Origin of the sequence: Rathayibacter sp. KR2-224, from assembly GCF_049446075.1 — a bacterium.
Classification (GTDB): domain Bacteria; phylum Actinomycetota; class Actinomycetes; order Actinomycetales; family Microbacteriaceae; genus Humibacter.
Genome location: NZ_JBMSEB010000002.1, coordinates 430,744 through 456,264, shown reverse-complemented (window position 1 = coordinate 456,264; position 25,521 = coordinate 430,744). Strand labels below are relative to the sequence as shown.

Genomic DNA, 25,521 nt, shown 5'->3' with positions numbered 1-25,521 from the left:
GAGTGGTCTACGGGTTGCTTGGGCGGGGCGCAACCCCTAGGCGCACTTCGGCGCGGGCGTCGCGCGAGAGCTACTGTCGGAGCATGTCGCTGGTGCCAGCCCTCGGGGAAACGCTCTCCACGTGGATCGGGCAGCAGCGATGGTTCGCAGGCAAGGGGGCGCAGCCGCGGCTGAGGATGCTCGTCTCGCTGGAGTGGCCGGAATCCAACGGCGCGCAGGCGGTCACCCACTTCGTTCTTGATGAGAGCGAACAACGGGCGGCTCTTTACCAGGTGCCGGTCACCTATCGTGACGAGCCGTTCGAGGCGGGCGGCAGCGCGTACATCGGCGAGGTCGTCGATTCGGCCGGGAGAAGGCGATACGCGTATGACGCACCGCACGACCCCGCGTTCGCACATGCGCTGCTCAGACTGATCGTCGACGGCGGCCGGGTGGGTGATGATCACGCGCGGGCGAGCGGCGTTCCGCTCGAGCAGCAGCATCCTTCTTCCGCGATATCAGCGGGTGCGGGTTTGCGAGTCCTCAGTTCCCGCGTGCTCAAAGGGGAGCAGTCCAATACGTCCATCGTCTACACGGTCGATGGAGACGCGGGCGAGCAGCACGTGATCTGCAAGATCTTCCGGTCGCTGCACCACGGAGAGAACCCGGATGTGGTTCTGCAATCCGCGCTGTTCGCAGCCGGATCGGCGTCGGTGCCCGCCGTGATCGGAAGCGTCGTCGGGGACTGGCCCGACTCGGGCCGAGACGGTGGCCGAGCGCAAGGCCATCTGGCGTTCGCGCAAGAGTTCCTCACGGGAGCCTCGGATGCTTGGGAGACGGCTCTCGCCGCAGCGGCGGAGCAGGTGGACTTCACCGACAGTGCCCGCGAGATCGGTCGAGCGACCGCCGATGTGCATTCCGTGCTCGCTTCGGCATTGCCGGTCAGAGAAGCGACCGACGAAGACGTGGTGCAGATCGGCCGGGTGTGGCAGGACCGGCTGGATGCAGCCATCCGCGAGGTTCCCGAGCTCGCGCCGCTCCGTCAGCCGATCGAACGGCTGTACGCCCGCGCGCGGGAGGCCTCGTGGCCGAGGCTGCAGCGCATTCACGGCGACCTGCATCTTGGGCAGATCCTCGCGGTGCCTGGTCACAGGTGGGCCATCATCGACTTCGAGGGCGAGCCGATGCGGTCGCTCGCCAGCCGGTCGCTCGTCGACGTGCCGCTGCGTGACGTGGCAGGCATGCTGCGCAGCTTCGACTATGTCGCCGGTGCTCGCGAGGCCGTTCCCGGGGTGGCCGAGTGGGCACGTGCGTGCCGTGAGGCGTTCCTCGACGGGTACAGCGAACGGGCGCAGAACGACCTCACCAGGCACCGCCTGCTGCTCGACGCCTTCGAGCTGGACAAGGCGCTGTACGAGGCCGTCTACGAGGCCCGCAACAGGCCGACGTGGCTCCCCATCCCGATCGCCGCGACCCGGCGTCTCGCCCTGGCTGCGGGGGAGTGACCGAGGCGGTCGGTCCCGCGCAGAGCCAGCGGTCGGCGTGTTCATCGTCGACGTCAATATCGGATGTCTGCCTGCACCGCGTAATGGTCGGAGGGAACCGTTCCCCGAACCGGCCACTGCCCGAGCACGGTCGCGCCCAATGGATGCCCAACACCGCCCCGGCGCGGGGTCGCACTGAAGATGTAGTCGATTCGGCGATCGGGCCACAGCAATCGACGGGCCCAGGGGTTTGCGTTGGCCCAGGTATATCCGCCGCCGCCCGGCCCTGCGACCGCCCAGGCGTCGTAGAACGACAGCCCGGGGCGCGGCGAGATGGTGAGGCCGCGCAGGGTGCGGATCTCGTCGCTATCCGGATCGGCGTTGAAGTCGCCGCAGAGCACTAGGGCAACGCGTTCGTCCTGCCGTTCGTTCACGTAGGTGAGCAGGTCGCGTACTGCGTCTTGACGGGCGCGGCTCTCGTCGAACCACCAGGCATCCATCACGATGCCGTAGACCTGCATGGCGCCCCGAGGCCCGGACAACTCGACGTACTGTCCTCGAACCTTCCCGAAGGTGAACGAGTCCCGGTCGACGATCGGCCATCGAGACATCACGCCAACGCCGGACAACGCCGCCTCATCCTCTTGCGCTTGGATTCCCGTGAAAGCGTGGTGCGGCATCTCCAGTGGTCCCGACAGTCGCGCGCACTGGCTGTCGTCGCCTTTGGCCCACGACTCGGTCAACACGAGAACGTCGGGATGCGCCCTGGCGAGCGTAGAGGCGATCGCTGCCTCTCGCTGCTCCCACATGTCGTACAAGCCCCACACGTTCCACGTGATGATGCGTGCCTTGGTCTCCACCAGCTGCCCGTAGAAGCGGGGAGGTATGTCGTGGTCGGCCTGCATTCAAGGCACGCTAAGGTGCTCGATCACGTGACGCACCGGCTTGACAATGCATCTGGTACGCAGCGGGGCGGGCCACCTTTCGGTGACCCGCCCCGTCGTCGCTGTCTCGCGACGCGCGCGTGCTGCTCCTAGGCCTGCAGGCCGAGCTGGAAGTGCACGGCTCCCTGCTCGTCGAGCTGGGCATCCAGAACCTTGTCGTCGAGTGCGGTGGAGGCGTTCTGCTCGACGAACACTCGTGCGTCGCCGTCGGTGATCACCTGGTCGGCCGCCTCCGGCGTCGGGGCGATTGCGACGGAGAAGCTGGTGGAATCCGGCTCAGGGCTGCTGATGCGCAGGCCGCCTTCCGGTGAATCGACGGCCTGCGTCGTCAGTGTCTTCACGATGGTGCTTGCGTTCTCGGTGAGGGTGAGCATGGCTCTCCTTCCGGTTGCGGTCATGAGTCGGCCACGATTCCGCACCTGCCACCGGGGCCGCAACCCCCACCCAGCGCATTGTGCGGGGAGACTCAGGATGCGCGGAGAACGCGACGCGGGCCGTGGTGCGTTGCAGCTCCATATCGTTCGCGCCGCGCCGGTGGCCTCACGGGGCGACGGCCAGCCGCTCTCCCGGCTCGATGACTTTGACCGCCACGTCGGGGACGAGGCGCCGGGCGGCGTCGACATAGAGGCTGGGGTCCTTGTCGCTCTTGAGGATGAGGCGGTCGCCGATCGCACCGCCGGTGAACGCGTAGTGCTGCGGGATCGCGAGCTTCGGGCGCAGCACTGATGTCAGCTCGGCGGCCTGCTCAGCGTTCATAACGACCTGTTTGTTGTGGTTCACCCGAATGTGGAGGCCGTTCACGGGCAGCAGCGTCACATCGAGCGGACCAAACCGGTCGGTAAGGGTGCGCAGCTCCGGCATGAGCAGCGTGTCACCGGCGAAGTAGACACTGCGGCCACCTCCGCTGATGACGTAGGTGACCTCATAGACGCCGTGTTCGCCGGGAGCGGCATTGAAGGTCAAGTCGGCGACCCTGGCGGTCTCCCACTTCGCGAGCGGTGTGACATTGGTGAAACCGGCCTTCTTCGCCATCTCGACGACAGGGCCCGCCACGATCATGGGCACATCCTTGTCGGGGTACCGACTGAAGGCTTTGAGGTCACAGTGGTCGTAGTGCTCGTGGCTGATCACCACGGCATCCAGGTGCGGGAGCCCTTCCGGCTGGAACGCGATCGGCTCACCCGAGTGGTAGAAGGGCTTCGACGAAAACCACGGATCCGTCAAAACGGTGAGGTCGCCGATCTCGATGAGATGACAGGAATGGGTAACCCGGGTGACCGCAAGCGACTCGGTCATCACTGTTCCGTTCGATCGGTATGGCGGGGGATGACGACCCTGCGGCTGATGCGCCAGGCGCCGTCGTCGACACGAAACGTGTCTTGGTAGGTCACCGCGTGAATGGAACCATCGGCCATGATCATCAGGCCCTTCGACTGCACCGCGGCTTCGTCCTCACCGGAACCGGCGGCGATGATGTTGGTCACGAAGTGTGCGAGCGGAGCGTGGCCGCTTTCATTCATGGCTGCCGCCGCGGCCCCAATGCTGTCGATGCCCTCGAATGAGCCGAAGCCGCTGAGCGTCATGTCGTAGACGGCGTCAGACGTGAACAGCTCATCCATCCGGTCGAGTTGGTTCTCGTCAACGATGTACGCGTGCAGTGCGAGAGTCTCGCTGATCGCGAGACGATCTTGGACAGTCAGCATGAGGACCCTTCCGCGTTCAGCAATTGGTACTCAGTACCGTAACACACTCAGTACCAATTAGTATCGAGTACCGTACGGATGTAGGCTGCTGCTATGGAGACGCCGGATGCCACGTCCCTCATCGAACGCAAACGCATGCTCGCGCGGCAACGCATCGTCCAGGCTGCCGACGAACTATTTGCCGCCAAGGGCTTCGAAGGGGTGTCGGTCACCGACATCGCTCGAAGCGCCGACGTCGGGCGTTCGACGTTCTTCCGTTACTTCGGCGACAAAGCAGAGGTCGTGTTCGCTCGGGAGCAAGAAATGCTCGACGCAATCACCGAGCTAGCGGCGCACGGTCCAGCCCTCGCTGCGCGCACCCCCGCGGAGGCCATCGAGCAGTTACGGCCCATCGTCCTCGAGCTGTGCGAAAGGGCAAGCGTCAACAGCAACGGATACGCCCTCCACTACGAGCTCATCGGAAAGCACCTCGAATTGCGAGCCCGCGATGCCTTGAAGACGCAGCTGATCGGTGAGCGATTGAGCGAGGTGCTGATTTCCCGCGGTACCGAGGCATCCATCGCTGTGTTCGCGGGCCAGATAGCGCTCGCCTGCTGCCAGACCGGGCGAGAGCGCGCGAAGAACCCTCAAGCGCTGACAGTCGAGACGCATGCCGCGTTCGACCAAGCGCTCGCGCTCGGGGCTGTCACCTCGGGCGCGCCGCGCCGGCACTAGCCGGATCTCTGAACCTCTCGTTCAGGCTGGCGCGAGCGTCATGGGCGTCGACGCTCCCGGAATCGAGCGGCACGTGCCAGGTCTAGTGTGTGGCTCATGGGCGGCAGGCGGCGGATGCTCGTGTGGCAGGTCGAGGAGACCGCAGGATTCGACGCGGCGTGGGCGACCACGAATGACCCGTCGCTGCAGGCGACCGGCCGCGCGGTCGGGCAACTCCCCGAACCGTACTGGCTCACGTATCGACTTGAGACGGACGCGCAAGGAACCACACGTCACGTGACGATCGAGGCAGAAACCCACGACGAAGAGCAGCGACTGGATCTGCGATGTTCGGACGGCACGTGGACCGTGAACGGAGAGGAACGACCCGACCTCGCCGACGCCGAGGACTGCGATATCGCGTGCTGCCCGCTCACGAACACCATGCCGATCCTTCGCCATCAACTGCACAGGAAGGCCGGCGAGCACAACTTCCTCATGGCGTTCATCGAGGTGCCCTCGCTTCGTGTCGTGCCCTCCAGGCAGACGTACACCCACCTCGGGATCGACGGCGACCTGGCACGCATCCGCTACCGATCGGGCTCGTTCTCCAGCGATCTCGTTGTCGACGCCGAGGGATTCGTGGTCGACTACCCGATGCTCGGACACCGGATGCCTGCCGCAGAGCCCCGCGGGAACATCGGTCGTTCGAACGGCCCAGGATCACCCCGCGCGCAAAGCCTCTGACGGGCCGCGCGTGCCGGCGGCATCCTCGGCAAGATGGAACCCCGTGGAGTACTGCATCTTCGTCGAGCCGCAGCTCGGCATGACCTGGGACCAACTGCTCGCCATCGCCCGCGCGACAGAGGACCGCGGCTTTCACGGCTTCTTCCGCTCCGACCACTACATCGCGCCGGACAGGGTCTTCACAGGCGACCAAGTGGTGTCGGATGCCTGGACCAGCCTCGCCGCGCTCGCCGTGAGCACCGAGCGCGTTCGCCTTGGCACGCTCGTCTCGCCCGTCACGTTCCGGCACCCCGGCGTGCTCGCGGTGCAGGTGGCGAACGTGGATGCCATGTCGCACGGCCGCGCGGAGCTCGGGCTCGGCGCGGGCTGGAACGCTCCCGAGCACGAGGCGTACGGCATCCCGTTCCCGCAGAAGCGGTTCGGGTTGTTCGAGGAGTCCCTCGAGATCGTCACGGGGCTGTGGCGCACGCCGGAGGGCGAGACGTTCTCGTTCGACGGCGAGCACTATCGCCTCGACGGTGCCCCAGGGGCTCAGCGGCCGGCCGGCGAAGGCATCCCGCTCATCATCGGTGGGGGCGGCGCGACGCGAACGCCTGCGCTCGCCGCGAGCTTCGCGACCGAGTTCAACACCGGCTTCGTACCGAACGATGTGATCGAAGAGCGGTTCGGGCGGGTGCGGGAGGCGGCCGGCGCATCCGGCCGCGACCCGCAGACGTTGCGGCTCTCTGTTGCGCTCACGGCCACCGTGGCCGAGAGCAGCACGCAAGCGGACGCCCGCGCTCGCGATCAGCGGCTCGATCCCGAGTCTCAGCGCACGAACGGCCTGCACGGTACCCCCGCCGACGTCGCCGAGCGGCTCGCGAGCCTGCGGGCGCTCGGCGCGTCGCGCGTCTATCTGCAGCTTCTGGACGTGACCGATCTGGGCCAGCTCGACCTTCTCGTGGAGGCGACGCGGCTCGCGGAGGGCTGACGCGGTCGAGCCGGCACGGAGCATCCGCCCGCTCAGCGCACGCGCACTCAGTGCACGATGACGCCAAGCACGATGACCACGACCCCGAGCAGGCCGGTGACGATCGCGGAGAGGATGCGCCGCCACCACGGACGTCTGTTGCGGTACGCGACCAGGTAGCCGATGAGCATCAGCAGCACGATGCCGATCGCGAGGGCGATGAAGTAGGCGACGTATTCGTCGAGCACGTGCAGCGCCGCGAGCAGCAGGAAGAGCGCCGGGAGCAGCATGGCGATGAGCATGCCGTTCGAATGCCTGAGCGCTTCGCCCAGCGCTCTCCTCACCGGCGCAGGATGGCCTGGCGCGCCGCTCGGCGCGACGACGGTTCGCGCGTACACGTGGGTGAGCCAGAAGATGAGTGTGGTGCCGACGATGAAGGCGAGCACCTCGAGGTCGGTGTCGAACTTCCAGCCCACGGCGGTGAGCGCCGTCACGAGCACGATCCCGTAGACCGTCGCCTCGGTGGCGAACAGATTGGTGGTGAAGCGCATCACCCTGGCGCCGGTACTCGCCCGCCTGCTGCCCGGGGCTGCCGGCGGCGTCTCTACCGGCGCTTCGTCAGTCGGTTCCTCCCGCATGTGGCGAACCTACCCCTGATTCTGCCGGTGCGGGTGGGTCGGGCGTCCCGGCCGCCGCCAGGTATTCGGCGGCGGCCAGGATGCCCTGCAGAGCCACCGTGGCCATGCGGTCACCTGCGCGGGAACTCGGATGCCGACGCGAGCCAGGCCTGTTCCCTGGCCCGACGTTCCCGCTCGAGACGGTAGCGGCGGGCGATGAGCTCCCATTCGGCCTCACGGCTGCGCGCCGTGCGGTGCTCGTGCCTGCTCCACAGCACCAGCGCGAGGCCGATGCGCATCGCGAGTCTGTCGAGCGGACTCGGCGGGTGTGAGTCCCTGCTCCATGACTCGGTGGGAACGCTGTCGGACAGCGTGCCGACGGAGCGCTCGTTGTCGAGGGTTTGGGTGTTCATGAGTGATTCCTTCGTGATGCGGCTCGAGCATGTCGAGCACGATGTGGTGCGTGTGGCGCCCGCAGCGGTTGCGGGCTCACGCGACCAGCGGCGGATGCCGTCGGGCGCGATCTCGGTCGGCGGTCATTAACGACGATGGATCTCGGCGGCCGTCAGCTGAAAGCTGTTCTGCCGACGGCCGTTCTGCGGTCGGCAGAGCGGTCAGCGGATGCCCGTGGCCGGCCTATCGAGATGATCGGTCGGGAAGACGAAGCGGTCGCTTGGCCGCGGTTCAGTCGCCTGTCCGATCGGAGCGGAGCCGAATGTGCACGCCGGGGCGGGTGCGACGGCTCCAGGAGCGCGGACGATGTCCGGACGCGGATCGCAGAGACGGTCCTGCGCTAGCAGGGCCGTTCGACGATCAGCGTGGTCGTGCCGCTAGCAGCCTGCCCCGGCGCCCAGACGGACGCGGAGCGATGCAGCGCCGCGGAACACGAAGGTGTGAGGCTGAGTGTGCGTGATGACCTGCGTCATGACGTTCCCCTTTCGTGTTCCGATCCGCTCGAGCGCGAAGAGATCGCGCGAGCCGGTCGCTGAGAGTGACCCGGGAGCGGGCCTCGGTAAACGTAGCGGGGATTCGGGCGTGGGCGCAAGCATCCATGCGCATTCATGCGTCAGGTCGCGCGGAGAGGTGTCGCGTGACCTCTCGCTCGGTGGCCCCTAGAGCCACTTCGCGCCCTCGGCGGTGACGCGCACGACGTACAGCCGGGTCGTCGCCGTGATGTACAGCAGGTTGCGCTGCGGTCCGCCGAACTCGAGGTTGGCAGCGAGTTCGGGCAGGCGCAGCATGCCGAGCAGGGTGCCGTCCGGGTGGTAGACGTGCACACCGTCTGCTGTTGCGGCCCAGAGCCGGCCCTCGGTGTCGACGCGCAGTCCGTCGTAGCCGGCCGGGCTGGACGAGAACTCCCTCGGCTCGCGTGGCCCATCCGTCGCCACGTCGAACACCGAGATCGTGCTCCGCTCGCTGTCGGTCACGTAGAGCAGTGATTCGTCTGGCGAGAAGGCGAGGCCGTTGGGTTGGGTCAATGCATCGGTCACGACGCTGAGGCCATCGTCGTTCGCCCACCGATAGACGTTGCGGCTGCCGATCTGCTCGTCGGCTCTGTGCCCCTCGTACTCGGTGAGGATGCCGTAGGTCGGATCCGTGAACCAGACCGAGCCCTCGGAGTGTGCGACCACGTCGTTCGGACTGTTGAGCGGCAGACGTCGAAGGCGTCAGCGAGCACCGTTGTGGATCCGTCGTGCTCCCTCCGCACCACGCGCCGATACCCGTGTTGGCACGCGATGAACCGGCCCTCGCGATCGACGGTGCGGCCGTTCTCGAAGCCCGCCGGCTGAGCCCACACATCGACGCGGCCGCTCACCTCGTCGTACCTGAGCACCCGGTCGTTGGGGATGTCGCTGAACAGCAGAAACCGCCCATGCGGCGAGTACGCAGGCCCTTCGAGCCAGCGGCCGTCGTCGAACAGGACGCGCAGCTGCGAGTCGCCGCGGATGCCTTCGAAGCGCGGGTCGGCGAGTTCGAAGACGACGGGAATTCGCTCGGTCACCTTTGCACTATTCCATGGCGGCGACTGCGAGCGACAGATGCACGAGCTCGAGCCTTGTCGGAGCCGGTTCGCTCTCTATCGATTGTCATCACGGCGATCAGGCACGAACGCATGGAATCGGTTTCCGCCGCCGAGTCGGCTCAGGCGCTGGAGGCGTTCGTGCTTGCGCCGATGCTTGACGAAACCGATTTCTTGCGATTCACTGATCAGCGATCCACTCGACGAGGAGGGGCGGCGATGTCCAGGAATCGACCGATGCGGCGTGCGTCAGGCGTTGTTGCGTTCCTCGCGGTCAGCGCGGCGGCATCCCTGGTGCTCGCCGGATGTTCCTCGAACGAGGATGCGCGCATGCTCTCCACCAAGGACCTCCCGTCTGCGCTCGCGGGTGTCGCTAACGTTCGCCAGGTCGCGCAACTCACCGGCCCGCGCTCGCTCAACAAGACATCCCGATACGAGGTGGCCGGCCAGGATCTCGGATCGATGTTCGAGGCCGACGGCAAGACCTGGTTCGTGTTCGGCGATACCTTCGGTCAGCGCGATCCGGGCATGACCGGGGGAGGCGGCACCGAGTGGCGATCGAACACGATGGCGTACACGAACGACACGAACCCGGCAGACGGCATCCGATTCGACGGCTACATCGCAGACGACCAGGGTTGGGCGAAAGAGCTCATCGGCTCGAAGAAGGTGGACGGCGACGAGATGACGACCATTCCCACCTACGGCTTCGAGGCGAACGGCGCCATGTACCTCGACTACATGTCCGTCAAACACTGGGGCGATCCGGGAGAGTGGGAGACCAACTACGCGGGCCTGGCCAAGTCGTCGGACCACGGCAAGACGTGGAAGAAGCTCGCGGCTCCGCGCTGGGGCGGCACGAGCAACTTCGTGCAGGTCAGCGTGACCAAAGTGGGCGACGAGCTCTACTTCTGGGGAGTGACGCACGGCCGGTTCGGCCAGGTGAAGCTCATGAGGGTGGCGCAGAAGGATGTCGAGAAGCAGTCCGCCTATCGGTACTACACGGGCACGGCGTCCAACGGCGCACCGCGTTGGAGCTCCGACATCGACGCCGCTACGGTGGTCGCGCACGGAACTGTCGGGGAGTTGTCGGTCGTGTGGAACGACTACCTTCAGCGTTGGCTCATGACGTACACCGACGGCGACGGAGCCGGTGCGTTGATCAGCGACAGCGCGCATCCGTGGGGACCGTGGTCGACCCCGAAGACTCTCGTTTCGGCATCCGATGTTCCGGGTCTGTACGCACCGTTCATGCTGCCGCAGTACACGGAGAACGGCGGCCGCACCATCTACTTCACCCTGTCGAAGTGGGACCCGTACAACGTGTACTGGTACCGCGCCGACCTGAAGAAGGAGGGGTGAGCTGCCGAGCTGGAGCCGGCTCCGCAGCGGGCTCACCGGGCCCGCGCGTCAGTCGACCGCGGGCATCCTTGGCGGATTCGCACCCAGGTCGGGTACTGCCTCACGGCCTAGGTGAACCTCCAGGTCGTCCGCAGACGGCGTCTTCGGTCTGCGAGCCGTAGGGCGATCGAGGTAGAACAGTGACGTCGATGCGATGTCGTCGCGCAGCGGAAGGTAGCGCCACCCGCTGCGCCAGCCGAGGGCCTGGATGTCTACTCGCAGCCGCTCGGCGAACCGGATCGGGTCTGCGAGGTGCCAGCGGTACATGCCGAAGCGCTGTTGGCTGTCGTAGAGTCCGTCTGGCCTGATCACCTGCGGCATGCCCAGATACGGCGTGGAGAACTCCGTATAGCCATTGCCGGGCACGTCGAAGTTCCAGGCGCCGCCGAAGTAGTCCTCGGTTCCTGTGCCGCAGATGGTTGGGTATTCGTCGTCGGAATCCAGGTAGAACTTGATCTCGCCCTCGCCCCACCATCCGGCGCTGTTGGCGCCCCAGGCGATGTAGGTGCCGACGTACTGGCCGCTGCCCTCGATGCCCTCGAGCAGTACGTGGGTCTTGAGAAGGTCGAGCGGATTGCTGCGTCGCCATTGAGCGTGCAGGTATCCGTCATTCGAATAGTCGCCGCCGACCTCGTAGGTGACCTGGTAGTAGACCCGCACGGTGACCTGAGAAAGGTTCTCCAAGGTCAGGCGGGCACCGTCGCGGAACGGCATCGGCCAGTACGAGTTGAACCCGCCGTGGGGGTTGGCCGCGATGACCTGCGAGTCGACCTGGGCGAATCGGCCCCAGCCGTTGCAGAAGAAGTCGCCGTACGGCACCTCGATGGCCGGCTCGTCTGCGCCGTCCCAGTACGCGCGCAGTAGCAGCGTGCGCCAGTGGTCGGTGTGGGTCGTGATCCAGATGTGCTGGATCTTCCCGGCGCCCGCGATAGATGCCAGCTCCAACGTCTCGCCGGCCGGAAGGTCCACGCTCGGCGAGATCTTCCAGCCGGGGCCCAGGTCTCTGGCGGCGGATGCGCCGGTTCCTTCCGTGGCGCGTGCGCCACCGCCGACGGAGCCGTCGAAGTTCTCGGGGCTGATCGACCTGGTCTGCACCTGGCGCAGGCGGGAAAGCGAGTCGAGATCGCCGATGGTCACGTGAAGTCTCCTGTCATCGTCGAGGTGAGGCCAAAGTCGATCGGAAGCGGCACCGCTGCGCGACCGGCTTACGATGCGATCTCTGCATCAACAGGCTTGGTGAAGAGGCCGTGAGGCAATAGGCTTGCAATCGATTTCAATCAATCTAGGGCGCGCCTTCGTGAGGTGTCAACAGGCGGATCACCGGGCGCTACAGTACGGACATCGCCGGCGAGCGGTGGTGCCGAGCATGGGTGGGAAAGTCGATGGCCACGATCTACGAGGTCGCAGCATTGGCCGGTGTTTCGCCGGCCACCGTCTCGCGCGTCTTCAATGGAATGAACGTGTCGGCGGAAAAGTCCAAGCTCGTGCGGAAGGCCGCGGATGAGCTCAAGTTCACGCCGAATCGAACGGCGCGTACCCTGCGCAAGCGCAATTCGGAGGTGCTGGCCCTCGTCATCCCGGACATCGAAAACCCGTTCTTCACCTCGTTGGCGCGCGGCGTGGAAGACGTCGCACAAGCGGCGGGCTACTCGGTGGTGCTCTGCAACAGCGATGGCGACCGGGAGAAGGAGGCGAAGTACCTCGAGATCGCGGTGAGCGAAGACATGGGCGGCGTCATCATCGCTGCCGCTGATGAACACAGCAACGTCGACAGCCTTCTCACCCGGGGGCGACCCGTCGTCGCCGTGGACCGCAGCCCGCACGGAGTAGAGGTGGATGCCGTCACCGTCGACAACCGCGCAGGAGGGCGTGCCGCGACCCAGGCGCTGTTCGACCAGGGCTACAAGCGGGTCGCGTGCATCACGGGCCCGGCGGACGTCGAGACGGCGGTGCTGCGCGCCGACGGCTGGCGCACCGCGACGACCGGCGCACGTGTGAGCTACAGACCGGACGACTATCTGCTGCACGCAGACTTCCGCGTCGACGGCGGACGCGAGGCGATGCGCGCCCTGCTCTCCATGGAGCAGCCGCCGGATGCCGTATTCGTCGCCAACAACCTGATGAGCGTCGGAGCCCTCCAGGTGCTCATCGAGCGCAGGCAGATGCCGCCCGCTGTCGGTATGGCGAGCTTCGGCGACCTGCCGTTCGCAGCGCTCGCTCCAGCGGGTATCACCGTGGTTCATCTGCCCGCTCGCCATCTGGGCGTCACAGCTGCGACGATGCTGCTCGATCGCATCCGTGGCGACCAGCAGCCCGCACGCACCGTGGTGCTGCGCAACACCATGTCGTCACCCGGCGCATCGATGGCCGAGTAGCGGCGGGCGCAGCCCACCGACGCCGCTGACTACGTCCGGCGAACAGTTGCCGCGGCTACCGTCCGAAGGCCGCCACTCCCGTGCGTGTGCCGAGAAAGAGCATCCCGCCGGCGAACGACGGCGACGCGAAGGTCGGCAAGGGGCCGGTATGCAAGGTCTGGATGCGCGAGCCCGATCTCGTGGAGTACCCGGTCAGGCCGCCTCCCGGATACTGAACTGCCCACACGGTGCCGCCGACGACGATCGGGGCGCCGTTCGCTCCGGCGAGGCGAGAGCCCAGCTTGCGGCCGGCGACGTCGACGACCTGGATGCCACCTCCGCGGCACGGCACGAACAGACGCTGCGTCGCTGGGTCGTAGGCCGGGCCGCCGTCCGGGTCGCTGCCGCACACTCCGCGGATCACGTCCACGCGGCTGAGATCGGATGCCTGCAGCAGGTACCCGGCATCCGTCTTGCCCACCGCGAAGACGAGCCCGCCGGGCAGCAGCACGGGATTGCCGGTGGCCAGGTCTTCGTCACCGCTCGCCGTTGGATCCTTGAATGAGGCGACGGGTGTCAACTCCGGCGACAGCTTCACGACGCTCTCGGTGTACTCGAACCGATCCAGCCCGGGTGGGAACGGGTTCGCGTTGCCCGTGGTGACGTAGACGCCGCCGTCCGGTCCGATCGCCGGGGCACCGCCGGAGAGCCAGATCGCCCCTCCTTCGCCGTCGCGCGCCACCTCGAAGCTCGCCAGGTCGCCCTGCCGGGTCTCGGACGCCCCGACCAGCCAGCCGTGGTAGCTGCCGCAGTCCCCGATGTTGCCGCCATAGCCGATGTAGACCCGACCGTTGCCGATCGCGAGGCCCGCACGTTGAAGCAGGTGGATGCTCTCCTCGCCGGGCGGCAGCGGAGGATCCGCGTTCTCGCTCAGTAGTTCGCGCCCGGTGCCCACGGCCAGCCCGACGAGACGGTGGTGCACGTTGGAGCCGTCGACCACCTCGCCGACCGCGAAGACCTCGCGGCGTTGTGCGTCGATCGCGAGCGTCGATGTGATGCCGAGCGGATCGACGTTGCCGCACCCGGCGCGCTCGGAGACGTTGGTCAGCGGCGTGCCGAGGCGATAGGACCACAGCCGGCGCCCTGTGCTGCGATCGAGCGCGACCACCTCGTCGGATTCCGTTCCGGCGATCACGGTGTCTCCGATCACGACCGGCTGGCCGTAGGCAGCGGATCCGAGGTCGGCGTTCCACAACTGGACTGCTCCGGCGGGTACGGCGCCGGAGACGGATGCCGTGCGCGCCTGGTCCCCGTGATAACTCGCCCACAGTGGCGATGCGCCGCCGGTCGCAGACGTCGTGGGCGTTGACGTGTCTCCGGCGTGGGTCGCGGGCGAGGTCGAGGGGTCGTGGACCCCGCCGCCCGTGCACGCGGTCAGCGCGACCACCGCGCCGCACGCGACTGCGACTAGGCGCATCCGTCGCCCTCTCATGCCTCCAGTTTCCGCTTCCGTGCGGGAATCAGGGCTGGTTGAGCGGCGAGCGTACCCGCGCTGGCTTCAGCCGGGCGTGCGCCGGCAGCGCGACTGCTCGCCCCCGAACGCGATGTGCGAGGAGGGTCAGCCCTCGTTGCGAGGCGCGTCAAAACCGGTGCACATCTGCCGGACCGCGAGGACCGACACCACCGCGAGCGGTGCTGGCAGCAGGAACAACAGGGTTCCCGAGAACTGGGTCGCTGCCCACACGCCGAGCACCATCACGGCGATGACGCCCAAGGCGGGTACCGGACGTCGTGCAGTCAGCGCGAGAGCCGCGAGCGCCAGACGGATGCCTCGCAGCGCGGGAGCCGTGAGGCCGAGCGGCATGCCCACCGCTGCCGCCACGAGCAGCAGAACCGAGACGCTCGCACCCACTGCCGAGGGGGCGAGGACGAGCGCGGAGCCGGTGGACGACCAGACCAGCCACGCGACGAGAGTCAGGGCGACCGACACCGCTGCGAAACCGAACAGGCCAAGCGAGAGACGCCAGCTGCGCATCAGATGACGACTGAACGAGAATGCACCAGGCGTTTGGCCCTCGAGCGCGTCATGCGCCTGCGACACGAGCGCGCCGTATGTAGGCCCGACCAAGGCGGCGTAGAGCAGCACAGAGATGGGCGTGATTCCCGGCGCCACGAATAGCACGAGACCGGTGACGAAGCAGGCGACGGTTCCGGTCATGAGGAACGCGGGGAGGGCATCCCACAAGAGGCGTCCGGCACCCGCGAACGGCGATTCCTCCGCCTCTCGTGCGCCACGGCCGGGCTGCCGCTGCGGTCGCACCGGCCCTGGCTTGTCTATGCGCCGGTTCGTGCTCGTCATCCGCGGATTCCGCTCGAGGCGATGCTGGAGACGAAGCTGCGCTGGAACGCGAGGAACAGCACGAGCACAGGTATGACCACCATCGTCACCGCGGCGAAGACGACGACGGCCGGACCTCCGCCCTGGCCCGCCTGCAAGGTGACAAGTCCGAGAGGCAGGGTCATGTTCTGCGGGCTGCTGATGAAGATCAGCGGGCCGAAGTAGTCGTTCCACGCGGCCTGGAAGTTGAGGATGACCAGAGCCGAGATGGCGGGACCGGAGAGCGGTACGAGCATACGGAACAAGATCCACAGGTGGCCGGCGCCGTCGATCCGGGCAGCCTCGTCGAGCTCGCGCGGGATCGTGTTGAAGTACTGCCGCAGGAAGAAGATGGCGAACACGTTGATGAAGGCCGGGAGCCACAGCGCGGTGAGCGTGTCGACGAGGTGCAGCGTGCGCATCAGGATGAAGACCGGGATGATCGTCAGCTGCACCGGCACCATCAGGGCGCTGAGGATGCCGACGAAGATCGTCTGGCTTCCGCGGAAGCGCAGCCGCGAGAACGCGTAGGCGGCGAGGATGCTCGTGAACAGGGATCCCGCCGTCGCGAGCGTCGCCACGAGCAGGCTGTTCAGGAACATCCGCCCGAACGGGATCAGGTCGAAGACCTGTGCGAAGTTGTCGACGCTGAACGGCAGCGGGATCCAGGTGGGCGGAAGCTGGAACGCCTGCGCGGCATCCGTGAGGCTCGTCGAGATGAGCCACACGAGCGGCGAGACCATGACGATGCCGACGGCGACCAGAACGATGTCGAGCACGATGGATCCGGTGCTGAACCGCCGCCGTCTGCGCACGGCGGTGCGGGGCGGAGCCTCGATGGTTGTCAGTCTCGTGGTCATTGCTCGTACACCCACTTTCGGGAGCCCCAGAACTGCAGCGCGGTGACGCCCATGATGATGACGAACACGAGCAGCGCGATCGCCGATGCGTAGCCGATGTCGAACGCCTGGAAGCCGGTCTGGTAGAGGTACATCACGATCGACATGGTCGAGTTGTCCGGTCCACCCTGCGTGATGATCTGCATCGGGTCGAAGATCTGGAACGCTCCGATGAAGGTGATCACCGTGGCGAAGAAGATGGTCGGCGACATCAACGGGATCGTCACGTTGAAGAAGATCTGCCTGCTCGTCGCGCCATCGGTCTTGGCGGCCTCGATGAGTTCGCTCGGCACGGTCTGCAGGCCGGCGAGCATGATGATGAAGGTGTAGCCGATGGTGTGCCAGAAGTCGATGCCGATGATGGCCGGCAGCGACCACGCCGGGTCGCTGAACCACTGCGGCGACGGGATGCCCAGCTGCCCGAGGTAGTACGCGACATATCCGAATGACGGGTCGAGTACGTACTTCCACAGCAGCGCGACGGCCGCCCACGAGATGAGGAACGGGAAGAACACCGATGCCCGCGTGAAGTACGAGACGGCACGGTTCGCGACCCGATTCACGGCCAGCGCAAGCAGCAGGCCCCCGACCACGTGCGTGACAACGGATGCCAGGGCGAACGCGAACGTCGTGAGCAGTGTTCGCCCGAGCAGCGGGTCACTGAACAGCCGCACGAAGTTGGAGAGACCGGCGGGCTCGGCGGGCGTGAGCAGGTCCCATTTGAAGAACGCGAGCGCGATGGCGACGACGAACGGCCCGGCGATGAACACGAGGAAGAAGATCATCGCCGGACTGATGAAGGCATAGCCCAGCCAGGCCGGAGGCCGGTAGCCGCGCGCCGAGCTCTGATCGCGGCGGCGTACCGACCTCGTCGTGCCGGCTGACGTTGTCAATGCCGTCACAGCAGTCCCGAGAGCGTTGTGCTGAGCTGCTTGAGCCCGGCGTCTGCCGCGACGCCACCCGTGAGGATCTTGAGCCAGGTCTGCTCGACGGCCTGCTGGCTTTCGGCGCCACGGTTCGGCGATGGCACCGGCGTCGCATACGAGGCCGCCTGGTAGAGCAGGTCGCTTCCCTTCGGCGCACCCTTGAGGAACGTGTCGCTCAGGGCGATGGACTTGCGTGCAGGGATGTTCGTGCCGCCCACCTTGGCGAAGTCCTGGCCTGCCTCCTTCGTGGTCAGGTACTTGATGAACGACCAGGCATCATCCTTGTTCTGCGAGGAAGTGAGGATGGGGAAGGCATCCCATCCGATGGGCGTCCCCAGCTGCTTCTTCTTGGGCATCTTCACGATCTGCACCTTGTCGACCAGGTTCAGTCGGATCATGTCGATGGTCGGCCAGCGACCGCCGGCAAGCGCGGCCAGCTTGCCCTGCGAGAGCTGGGTGGCCGCATCGAAGTTGCCCCCCGGCTTCGGCGAGTACCCGCGGTCGACCATCGACTTGCAGAACTCGGCCGCCTCGATCGCTTCTGGCGAGTCGATGACGGGCTTTGTCCAGGCCTCGTTCAGCGTGCTTGCTCCGTTGCTCAGCAGCCAGGGCATGATGTCGGTGAACTGCGCGCTGCCGAAGGGCAGGATGAATGCGCCGGTCTTGCTCTTGATCTTCTCGGCCGCAGCTTCGAAGTCGTCCCAGGTCCAGTCCTCGTTGCCCGGCAGGTCCACGCCGGCCTTCTGGAAGACCTCGGTGTTGCAGTACAGGCAGACCGTGTTGAAGCCGCCCGGCATGTAGTACGTCTTGCCGCCGGGGTTGCCGTACTCGTCGCTCCACTTCTTGTAGGTGGGGTCGAGGTCGGCGTAGTAATCGTCGATTGCCGTCTTGTCCTTGGCGATGTAGGTGTCGAGATTCTCGATGAGCTTCTTCGAACGGAAGATGCCGAGGCCTTCCGTCGCGATGTCGATGACGTCGGGAGCGGCGCCGCCGGCGATGCGCGTGGCAACCGTGTTGGCGAATCCTGCCCAGTTCGAGGCGGCGATGCCCTGAGCGGTGAACTGCACCTTCGGGTTCGCCTTGACGAACCCGGAGTACTCGGCCTTTACGGCCTTCTGCTGGCTCGCATTGCCCAAGAACACGAACGTGAGCTTGCGCGACCCCGTGGAGCCGCCCGACCCGCCGCCGGTCGAGCAAGCGGCGAGCGAGGCCGCAGCGGGAAGAGCCGCGGCGAGGCCGAAGAGCTGGAGCGCCCGTCTGCGGGTCATGTCCGACGACATGAACGACCGTCCGGTGCCGGTTGTCGATTCCACGATGAATCCCTTTCAGTGCTGCGTCGATATGGGAGCAGTGATGCGAGGAACAACCGATCGACCCAGCAGTCACCGGTCCACACCGCAGCGGGACTCGAACGATTGCCGCATCGAAATCGATTACAGACATTAGGCCGCGAAATGCGATCGCTTGTCAAGATGTACCTTGCGAAATCCGCCACACCGCGGGTCTGTGGGCCGAAAATAGGCGCATGCTTGCTCCTGAAACCGATTGCTGTCATTCTGATCCGCATGTCGATCAGTGAGCTCCGTCGGCCCGGCGGCGCAGGCATCCGACCGCGCGAGCTCGTCGGGACCGGTCGTGAGGCGTGCCTTCTCATTCCAGCCACGCCGCGGCAGCAGAACGCAGCGCACTGCCGGGATCGATTTCAGGATTGCAGTCCGATAGCCGGAGGAAGAGGGCTTGCCGGGCCGGGTTCTAATGAGTAAACATATCTGAAACCGATTACACGAGGGATCACGTCAACGATGACCAATCAGCAAGTGACTGCGGCGGCGCAAGCCGCGACGAGGCCCGCCTCCGGCGCTGTTCCAGACTCGGCTCCCGGCCGCGTTCTTGGCCCAGAGGCGTCCGCCGCGGCGTTCCCGCTCGGTGGGATCGGAACCGGCAACGTTTCGATCGGCGCGCGTGGCGAGCTGCGCGACTGGGAGATCTCCAACCACCCGGACAAGGGCACCTGGCTCCCCTTCACGTTCTTTGCGATCCGTGCACAGCAGGCAGGAGCGGATGCAGTCGTGCGTGTTCTCGAGAGCCGGCTGCGGCCTCCGCATGAGGGCGACTCCGGCTACCACATCGGCAAGGTGGCCGGCCTGCCGCGCCTGGCTTCCTCACGCCTGCGCGGCGAGTACCCGATCGCTACCGTCGACTTCGACGACGACGCGTTGCCCGTGCGCGTGCGCCTCACCGCATTCACCCCGCTGGTGCCGCTCGACTCGGACGACTCGGGCATCCCTGCGGCCGTGCTGCGGTACACGGTGACGAACGAGACGGATGCGCCGGTGCGCGTGAATCTCGCGGGTGCCATGTCGAACCCGATCGCGATCACCCGCCACAACGTGTTCCAGTTCCCCGAGTACCTGGGAACCCCCACCGTGGAGTTCCAGGACGACGGCCGCATTCGTGGCCTCGTCTTCGGCACCGATCTCTCGTCGACGGATATGCGCTACGGCACGGCGACCCTCACGACGACCGACGAGGTCACGGCGACGCCGTGCTGGCCCGTCGACGTCTGGCAGGACGGCATCCAGCTCTTCTGGGACGCCTTCACGGCCACCGGCCGACTGGATGCCTCAGAGCGCTTTAGTCTCGACGGCGACGACCCGGCGAAGCTGCCGAAGCTGCGTACCGGCAGCATCTCGGTGGAGCACGAGCTCGCTCCTGGCGAGAGTCGCGACATCCAATTCGTGCTCGCGTGGCACACGCCCAACCGCTCGAAGGCCTGGAACGGCATGGTCGGCCTGCCCAACACGCACGCTGACGAGGTTGTGCAGAACCAGTACGCCGTTCGCTACCCGGATGCCTGGGCGGTGGCGAGCGACGTCGTCGCGCGCCTGCCCGAGCTGGAGGCTGCGACGAGGTTGTTCCACGACGCGTTGTACGACAGCACCCTCCCACCGGAAGTCATCGATGCCGTCACCTCAACGCTCGTGGTGGCACGCAGCACCACGTGCTTCCGCATTGCCGACGGCACCCCCGAGGGCCGGTTCGCCGCCTGGGAGGGCAGCTTCGATCACGCGGGGAGTTGTGAGGGCACCTGCACGCATGTGTGGAACTACGCCCAGACGCTGGCTGCACTCTTCCCCGAGCTGGAGCGCAACGCGCGGCGCAACGAGTTTCTGAACGAGACGCTGCCCGACGGACGCATGAGGTTCCGCACGAACTCCGTCTTCGACGCGGAACCCCTCGAGTTCCACCCTGCCGTCGACGGACAGATGGGCACCATCGTGCGGCTCTACCGCGAGTGGCGCACGAGCGGCGACGACGCCTTTCTCGAGGAGCTCTGGCCGGCCGCGAAGCGTGCGCTCGACTTCGCCTTCACGGTCTGGGACTCGGACGGGGACGGCGTGCTCGACAGCCAGCAGCACAACACGTACGACATCGAGTTCTACGGCGAGAACTCCCTCGCGAACTCGATGTTCATCGCCGCACTCGGCGCTGCGACGCGCATCGCGGAGCACCTCGGAGACCGGGAGGCGGTAGAGCGATACGGCAAGGCAGCCGACACGGCGGCCCGCCTCGTCGACGCCATGCTCTACAACGGCGAGTACTACGACCAGCGGCTCGACGATGTCGACGAGCATCGCTATCAGTACGGTGCGGGATGCCTGAGCGACCAACTGCTCGGCCAGACCCTCGCCCATCTCGTCGGCATCGGGCACATTCTGCCTGCCGACCACGTGCGTTCGGCGGTGGGCTCGATCTACCGGCACAACTTCCGTCGTGGATTCGACACGTACGCCAGCGTGCAGCGCACGTATGCGCTGGGCGACGAGGCAGGGCTCGTGCTCTGCACGTGGCCGAACGGCGGCCGGCCTCGCATCCCGTTCGTCTATTCGGATGAAGTGTGGACGGGCATCGAGTACCACGTCGCAACCCACCTCGTATACGAGGGAATGGTCGACGAGGCCCTCGAGATCGTGCGCGCGGCTCGTGCGCGTCACGACGGCGTGCGCCGCAACCCGTGGAACGAGGCGGAGTGCGGCAATCACTACGCGCGTTCCATGGCCAGCTGGGGCGTGCTGCTGGCGCTGACGGGCGCGCAATGGGATGCCCCGAGCGGCGTACTCCGCCTGGCTCCGGTCGATGGGGCACTGAGAGACGGGCGCGCGAGCTTCCCATTCACGGCGGGCACCGGGTGGGGCGTGGTCGAGCTCGACGACGGCGGAGCGACACTCGGCGTGCTGGGCGGCCGGGTCGAGGCGAGCTCTGTGGAGGTCGTGCATCCGCGCCTTGGCCGGCTCACGGCATCCGGTGTCGCCCTCGGCTCGGGGCAATCCATCGAACTCGACAACCCTTCGACCTCACTGGAGAACTCGAAATGAGCACCTACAGCCTGCCAACGCCGCTACGTCGTCCAAGGGTGGAGCCGAAGACGCTCTACACCGTCGCGAGCGGTGACCTGAGGCCCAGTGCGAACGTGAAGTGCTGGCCCATTCAGCAGACGCTGGAGCACGACTTCGCCGCTGCGGCGGAGTCGTTCGGTTGGGCGATCCGGCGCGCTCACGAGTACGACCCCGCGAAGGGGCACGGGTTCATCGACAGCCAGCGAGCCGGGATCGAGGTCTTCAAGGGCATCCCAGAGGATGCTCCGCTCGTCGTGGTCGACGCGGTGTGGCAGTACAGTCACCACGTTCTGCCCGGTCTGCGCACGCACCGCGGCCCGATTCTCGTCGTGGCGAACTGGATGGGCGACTTCCCTGGGCTGGTCGGGCTGCTCAACCTCACCGGCAGCATGACCAAGGCGCAGGTGGAGTACTCCGCCCTGTGGAGCGCAGACTTCACGGACGCCTGGGCCCGCGCCAAGCTCGGCGAGTGGCTCGAGACCGGCACCATCGTGCACGACGAGTCGCACGTGCGAGACCTGCCGCCGCTCGACCCCGAGAACCCGGAGGTCGAGCTCGGCACGGCGCTTGCCAGGCAGCTCCGGGACGAGAAGGCCATCATCGGCGTCTTCGACGAGGGGTGCATGGGCATGTACAACGCGATCTTCGACGACGAGCTGCTCAACCCGCTCGGCATTTACAAGGAGCGGCTCTCGCAGAGCGCTCTCGTCGCGGAGATGAAGAAGGTGACGGACGCCGAGGCGCTCGCCGTCAAGCTATGGCTCGACGACAGAGGATTCACGTTCCACTTCGGATCGGACCCGGCCACGGAGCTGACCGAGGACCAGGTGCTGAGCCAGTTCGCCATGTACGTGGCCGCGCTGCGTATGGCCGACGACTTCGGGCTGGATGCCGTGGGCATCCAATATCAGCAGGGCCTGAAAGACACCGTTCCTGCCAGCGATCTGGCCGAAGGTCTGCTGAACAACGTCGAGCGGCCAGCCGTGTTGAGTCGGGACGGCCTCCGGGAGCTCTATGCGGGCGGGCCACTGCCGCACTTCAACGAGGTGGATGAAGGGGTGGCAGTGGATGCGCTCGTCACGAACCGCATCTGGACGGCGATGGGTCTCGACCCCGCGACGACGCTGCACGACATCAGGTGGGGCGAGGAGTACGAAGGGGAGTTCGTCTGGGTCTTCGAGATCTCGGGTTCGGTCCCCGCGTCGCACAACGGCGGATACGACAAGAGCTACGCGAAGCGGCAGGACCCGATGTTCTTCCCGCTCGGCGGAGGCACACTGGCTGGCTGCTCGAAACCCGGCGAGATCGTGTGGTCGCGCGTGTTCATCATGGACGGCGAGCTGCATGTCGACCTCGGGCGCGGGCACGTCGCCGACCTGCCGGCGGAGGAGACGCAGCGCCGCCTGAACGCGACGAACCCGGAGTGGCCCATCATGCACGCCGTGCTGCACGGGGTGACACGTGACCAGCTCATGGCACGCCACAAGGCCAACCACGCGCAGGTCGTGTACGCACCGGATGCCGCCGCCGCCGACCGCGCGCTCCTGGCCAAGGCGGCGTTCTTCGCTGAGCTCGGCGTGCACGTGCACCTCTGCGGCGACGTGGCGCTGTAGCCCGCCGCCGCCGCGCCGACGCCTACGCTGGACGGATGCGCGCACTGACGGCGAGGATGCTCCGCGCGGCCGCGTTTGTCGCGCTCGCCGGGCTGCTCGGCAGCGGTCTTCTGACCGGTTGTGCGGCATCCACTGCGAAGCCGCACCGAACGTCGTCTTCGGAGCCGACGCACCGCGCGCACGGTACGCCAACTCCAACGACGCCCGCCGATCCGATTGCAGGCTTGAGCCTTCAGCAGAAGGTGGGCCAGCTGTTCATGGTCGGGACGCAGGCGACGGCGGCCGGGTCGGCCACGCTCGACGCGGTCAAGACGCTGCACGTCGGCAACGTGTTCCTCGCTGGCAGGTCGCACGCGGGAGTGGACGCGACGAAGGGCGTCGTGTCGCAGCTGACTGCGCTGGCGACGTCGGACGCTACCGCAGGGCTGCCGCTCTTCGTCGCCACGGACCAGGAGGGCGGTGAGGTTCAGGTGCTGCACGGCCCGGGCTTCGACGAGATGCCCTCGGCGGTGCAGCAGGGTGCCACCATGCCGGCGCAACTGAAGGATGCCGCAACCGGCTGGGGTCACGAGCTCGAGGCATCCGGTGTGAACATGAACCTCGCGCCGGTGGTCGACCTGATCGCGTCACCCGAGGCCGCGGCGAACAACCCTCCCATCGGCGGCTTCGACAGGCAGTACGGCTACGACCCTGTCACGATCACCTCGCACGCCGACGCGTTTCGCGCGGGCATGGACACCGCGGGCGTCGTTCCCGTGATCAAGCACTTTCCGGGGCTCGGCGCCGTCACACAGAACACCGACACCGACTCGGGCGTCACCGACGGCAGTACGACGGCGACGAGTCCGAGCATCGGCGTGTTCGGAACCGAGATCGCCCATGGGGCGCGTGTGGTGATGATGTCGACGGCCATCTACACGCAACTGGATCCGGGCGGTCCCGCGGTCTTCTCCTCCGCCATCATCACCGGGCTCCTTCGTCAGAAGCTGGGCTTCGACGGCGTCGTCATGAGCGACGACCTCTCGGCCGCTGAGCAGACATCCGCTTGGTCGCCGGCAGACAGGGCGGTGCTCGCCCTGCAGGCGGGCGTAGACATCGTGCTCGTCTCGGCGGACGCGTCGATCGCCGCTCCCATGGTGGCTGCGGTCGTGGCCAAGGCGCAGTCGGATCCGGCGTTCGCCAAGATCGTCGACGACGCCGCGCGCCGTGTGGTGAAGCTCAAGCACGACCAGTTCGGGTGACCTGCCCGCCTGGCGCGGGTTGGGTAGCGCGCAGCGCGTATCGAAACCGCGACTACCGCGGGTTGAGTAGCGCGCAGCGCGTATCGAAGCCAATACCGCCGAGCCCCGCGCGGCCGTCCTACGCCCTCCGCACCTCCGTCACGCCGGGTTCTCGAGCAGCCAGTCGAGCACCTGTTGCGCATGCGTGTTGGGCGGGAAGATCGGGTAGAAGACGTGCTCGATGCGTCCATCCCTGATCACGAGCGTCAGCCGCGTGTAGAGCCGGTCGTGACCCTCGGCGGCGAACGTCGGCAGTCGAAGGGAGTCGGCGAGTCGGAAGCTCTCGTCCGAAAGCATGGTGAACGGAAGCCTCAGGCGGTCGACCACCTCGCGCTGATAGTCGGTGTTTTGGCTGGAAAGACCGAACACGGCCGTTGCGCCCGCGGACGTCAACTCATCGAAGTGGTCGCGAAAGTCGCAGGCCTCGGTGGAGCATCCGCGAGCGCCGGGTATCGCGTCCCAGCCTGCCGGAAGGTCGACGCCGGGGCGGCCGGTGAGTGGGTACAGGTAAACGATGGTGCGGCCGGCAGGGAGGTCGGCAAGGTCGATGTCTGAGCCGTCGGTCGAGTGCAAGGTCAAGGCGGGCACCGCGGTTCCGGGCAGGTGTGCGGTGCTGCCGTCATCCTGCGGAACGGGCAGGTCCTCAGGCAGGGTGGTGAAGTCGCTCATCTCGGTCTCTTTCAGGTCGGGTCTACTGAGGTGTTGCTCGCCGGTGTATTGCTCGTTCGGACGCGTGTCCGCAGGGAACGTGCGGGATGCTCCCTCGTCGAGGCGCTCGACGAGCAGCGCGCGGCGCGCCTGGAGCGTGGCGATGATCTGGTCGATCTCGGCGATGCCGTCGCGGTACGCGGTCAGTGACGACACGCAGTCGTCGCCGTGAGCGTGGCCGAGCGACAGGCATTCGACGAACGGCGCTGCCTTCTTCGGGCCGATGCCTGTCGCGGCCAGCTCTCGGATCTCGACGACCGCTCGAAGGTCGTCCTCGTCGTACTCGCGGTATCCATTGGACGATCGCCGCGGCTCGAGCAGGCCGAGCCGCTCGTAGTAGCGCACGGCCTTCGGTGTCACACCAGCTTGCCGAGCCACGTCGCCTATGCGCATCACAACCTCCGAGCCCGAACGTAAACCTTGCCCCGAG

General features: G+C 66.7%; 24 protein-coding genes and 1 pseudogene. 10 read left to right on the top strand and 15 right to left on the bottom strand.

The window, feature by feature from the left end:
• Positions 1-83 precede the first annotated feature (83 nt).
• Complete coding sequence (locus ACO2Q7_RS14520) at positions 84-1,484, top strand: maltokinase N-terminal cap-like domain-containing protein (protein WP_423356414.1); 1,401 nt, start codon at positions 84-86, stop codon at positions 1,482-1,484.
• 53 nt (positions 1,485-1,537) lie between these two features.
• On the opposite strand, the gene ACO2Q7_RS14515 is transcribed toward ACO2Q7_RS14520, so the two are convergent.
• From ACO2Q7_RS14515 to ACO2Q7_RS14500, 4 genes are all read right to left on the bottom strand, one after another.
• Entirely contained in the window at positions 1,538-2,368 is an 831-nt protein-coding gene (locus ACO2Q7_RS14515; protein WP_423356413.1) for an endonuclease/exonuclease/phosphatase family protein, read from the bottom strand.
• A gap of 128 nt (positions 2,369-2,496) precedes the next feature.
• Entirely contained in the window at positions 2,497-2,781 is a 285-nt protein-coding gene (locus ACO2Q7_RS14510; protein WP_423356412.1) for a Fe-S cluster assembly protein HesB, read from the bottom strand.
• A 166-nt stretch (positions 2,782-2,947) separates the two neighbouring features.
• Entirely contained in the window at positions 2,948-3,703 is a 756-nt protein-coding gene (locus tag ACO2Q7_RS14505; RefSeq protein ID WP_423356411.1) for an MBL fold metallo-hydrolase, read from the bottom strand.
• Positions 3,703-4,110, bottom strand: coding sequence for a nuclear transport factor 2 family protein (locus ACO2Q7_RS14500; RefSeq protein WP_423356410.1), 408 nt, complete (start codon positions 4,108-4,110; stop codon positions 3,703-3,705). Before ACO2Q7_RS14500 ends, ACO2Q7_RS14505 begins: the two co-directional genes overlap by 1 nt.
• A gap of 93 nt (positions 4,111-4,203) precedes the next feature.
• On the opposite strand from ACO2Q7_RS14500, the gene ACO2Q7_RS14495 reads away from it, so the two are divergent.
• The 3 genes from ACO2Q7_RS14495 to ACO2Q7_RS14485 all read left to right on the top strand — a co-directional run bounded on the left by ACO2Q7_RS14495 (position 4,204) and on the right by ACO2Q7_RS14485 (position 6,520).
• Positions 4,204-4,824 (top strand): TetR/AcrR family transcriptional regulator, encoded by a 621-nt coding sequence (locus tag ACO2Q7_RS14495; protein WP_423356409.1) that lies wholly within the window; start codon positions 4,204-4,206, stop codon positions 4,822-4,824.
• 96 nt (positions 4,825-4,920) lie between these two features.
• Positions 4,921-5,550 (top strand): putative glycolipid-binding domain-containing protein, encoded by a 630-nt coding sequence (locus ACO2Q7_RS14490; protein ID WP_423356408.1) that lies wholly within the window; start codon positions 4,921-4,923, stop codon positions 5,548-5,550.
• 43 nt (positions 5,551-5,593) lie between these two features.
• Complete coding sequence (locus ACO2Q7_RS14485) at positions 5,594-6,520, top strand: TIGR03560 family F420-dependent LLM class oxidoreductase (protein WP_423356407.1); 927 nt, start codon at positions 5,594-5,596, stop codon at positions 6,518-6,520.
• Between the two features lie 47 nt (positions 6,521-6,567).
• On the opposite strand, the gene ACO2Q7_RS14480 is transcribed toward ACO2Q7_RS14485, so the two are convergent.
• Positions 6,568-7,137: a hypothetical protein gene (locus tag ACO2Q7_RS14480; RefSeq protein WP_423356406.1), complete on the bottom strand. Its 570-nt coding sequence runs from the start codon at positions 7,135-7,137 to the stop codon at positions 6,568-6,570.
• Positions 7,138-7,247: 110 nt separating this feature from the next.
• A complete protein-coding gene (locus ACO2Q7_RS14475) occupies positions 7,248-7,529 on the bottom strand; it encodes a hypothetical protein (RefSeq protein WP_423356405.1) in 282 nt (93 codons plus the stop codon).
• Between ACO2Q7_RS14475 and ACO2Q7_RS14470 the strand changes: the two genes are divergently transcribed.
• Complete coding sequence (locus ACO2Q7_RS14470; protein WP_423356404.1) at positions 7,528-7,659, top strand: hypothetical protein; 132 nt, start codon at positions 7,528-7,530, stop codon at positions 7,657-7,659. The genes ACO2Q7_RS14475 and ACO2Q7_RS14470 overlap by 2 nt on opposite strands.
• A gap of 569 nt (positions 7,660-8,228) precedes the next feature.
• Here the strand turns inward: ACO2Q7_RS14470 and ACO2Q7_RS14465 are convergent.
• Both ACO2Q7_RS14465 and ACO2Q7_RS14460 read right to left on the bottom strand, forming a co-directional pair.
• Complete coding sequence (locus ACO2Q7_RS14465; protein ID WP_423356403.1) at positions 8,229-8,747, bottom strand: SMP-30/gluconolactonase/LRE family protein; 519 nt, start codon at positions 8,745-8,747, stop codon at positions 8,229-8,231.
• 86 nt (positions 8,748-8,833) lie between these two features.
• Positions 8,834-9,118: pseudogene (locus ACO2Q7_RS14460) on the bottom strand (SMP-30/gluconolactonase/LRE family protein); the annotation flags it as partial.
• A gap of 237 nt (positions 9,119-9,355) precedes the next feature.
• Here ACO2Q7_RS14460 and ACO2Q7_RS14455 point away from each other — a divergent pair.
• On the top strand, positions 9,356-10,498 hold the full coding sequence (locus ACO2Q7_RS14455; RefSeq protein ID WP_423356402.1) for a DUF4185 domain-containing protein: 1,143 nt from the start codon (positions 9,356-9,358) through the stop codon (positions 10,496-10,498).
• 48 nt (positions 10,499-10,546) lie between these two features.
• On the opposite strand, the gene ACO2Q7_RS14450 is transcribed toward ACO2Q7_RS14455, so the two are convergent.
• Positions 10,547-11,674: a glycoside hydrolase family 172 protein gene (locus ACO2Q7_RS14450; RefSeq protein ID WP_423356401.1), complete on the bottom strand. Its 1,128-nt coding sequence runs from the start codon at positions 11,672-11,674 to the stop codon at positions 10,547-10,549.
• A gap of 245 nt (positions 11,675-11,919) precedes the next feature.
• Between ACO2Q7_RS14450 and ACO2Q7_RS14445 the strand changes: the two genes are divergently transcribed.
• Positions 11,920-12,912, top strand: a complete 993-nt coding sequence (locus ACO2Q7_RS14445) for a LacI family DNA-binding transcriptional regulator (RefSeq protein ID WP_423356400.1) — start codon at positions 11,920-11,922, stop codon at positions 12,910-12,912.
• Positions 12,913-12,967: 55 nt separating this feature from the next.
• Here the strand turns inward: ACO2Q7_RS14445 and ACO2Q7_RS14440 are convergent, their stop codons facing one another.
• The 5 genes from ACO2Q7_RS14440 to ACO2Q7_RS14420 form a co-directional block, all read right to left on the bottom strand.
• The gene (locus ACO2Q7_RS14440; RefSeq protein ID WP_423356399.1) at positions 12,968-14,368 is read right to left on the bottom strand and encodes a PQQ-binding-like beta-propeller repeat protein; all 1,401 of its coding nucleotides are present in this window, start codon (positions 14,366-14,368) and stop codon (positions 12,968-12,970) included.
• Positions 14,369-14,509: 141 nt separating this feature from the next.
• The gene (locus tag ACO2Q7_RS14435) at positions 14,510-15,250 is read right to left on the bottom strand and encodes a hypothetical protein (protein ID WP_423356398.1); all 741 of its coding nucleotides are present in this window, start codon (positions 15,248-15,250) and stop codon (positions 14,510-14,512) included.
• Positions 15,247-16,128 carry a carbohydrate ABC transporter permease gene (locus ACO2Q7_RS14430; RefSeq protein WP_423356397.1) on the bottom strand — a complete coding sequence of 294 codons (882 nt, stop codon included), beginning with the start codon at positions 16,126-16,128 and terminating at the stop codon, positions 15,247-15,249. Before ACO2Q7_RS14430 ends, ACO2Q7_RS14435 begins: the two co-directional genes overlap by 4 nt.
• Complete coding sequence (locus ACO2Q7_RS14425; protein ID WP_423356396.1) at positions 16,125-17,069, bottom strand: carbohydrate ABC transporter permease; 945 nt, start codon at positions 17,067-17,069, stop codon at positions 16,125-16,127. The genes ACO2Q7_RS14430 and ACO2Q7_RS14425 overlap by 4 nt, the downstream gene beginning before the upstream one ends.
• A complete protein-coding gene (locus ACO2Q7_RS14420) occupies positions 17,066-18,406 on the bottom strand; it encodes an ABC transporter substrate-binding protein (protein WP_423356395.1) in 1,341 nt (446 codons plus the stop codon). The genes ACO2Q7_RS14425 and ACO2Q7_RS14420 overlap by 4 nt, the downstream gene beginning before the upstream one ends.
• Before the next feature lie 489 nt (positions 18,407-18,895).
• Between ACO2Q7_RS14420 and ACO2Q7_RS14415 the strand changes: the two genes are divergently transcribed.
• The 3 genes from ACO2Q7_RS14415 to ACO2Q7_RS14405 are packed head-to-tail and all read left to right on the top strand — an operon-like array spanning position 18,896 to position 24,344.
• Positions 18,896-21,469: a GH116 family glycosyl-hydrolase gene (locus tag ACO2Q7_RS14415; RefSeq protein ID WP_423356394.1), complete on the top strand. Its 2,574-nt coding sequence runs from the start codon at positions 18,896-18,898 to the stop codon at positions 21,467-21,469.
• Positions 21,466-23,103 carry a fucose isomerase gene (locus ACO2Q7_RS14410; protein WP_423356393.1) on the top strand — a complete coding sequence of 546 codons (1,638 nt, stop codon included), beginning with the start codon at positions 21,466-21,468 and terminating at the stop codon, positions 23,101-23,103. The genes ACO2Q7_RS14415 and ACO2Q7_RS14410 overlap by 4 nt, the downstream gene beginning before the upstream one ends.
• A 35-nt stretch (positions 23,104-23,138) precedes the next feature.
• Positions 23,139-24,344, top strand: a complete 1,206-nt coding sequence (locus ACO2Q7_RS14405) for a glycoside hydrolase family 3 N-terminal domain-containing protein (RefSeq protein WP_423356392.1) — start codon at positions 23,139-23,141, stop codon at positions 24,342-24,344.
• A 138-nt stretch (positions 24,345-24,482) separates the two neighbouring features.
• Here ACO2Q7_RS14405 and ACO2Q7_RS14400 read toward each other — a convergent pair whose 3' ends face one another.
• Positions 24,483-25,484 carry a MerR family transcriptional regulator gene (locus tag ACO2Q7_RS14400; protein ID WP_423356391.1) on the bottom strand — a complete coding sequence of 334 codons (1,002 nt, stop codon included), beginning with the start codon at positions 25,482-25,484 and terminating at the stop codon, positions 24,483-24,485.
• Positions 25,485-25,521 lie beyond the last annotated feature (37 nt).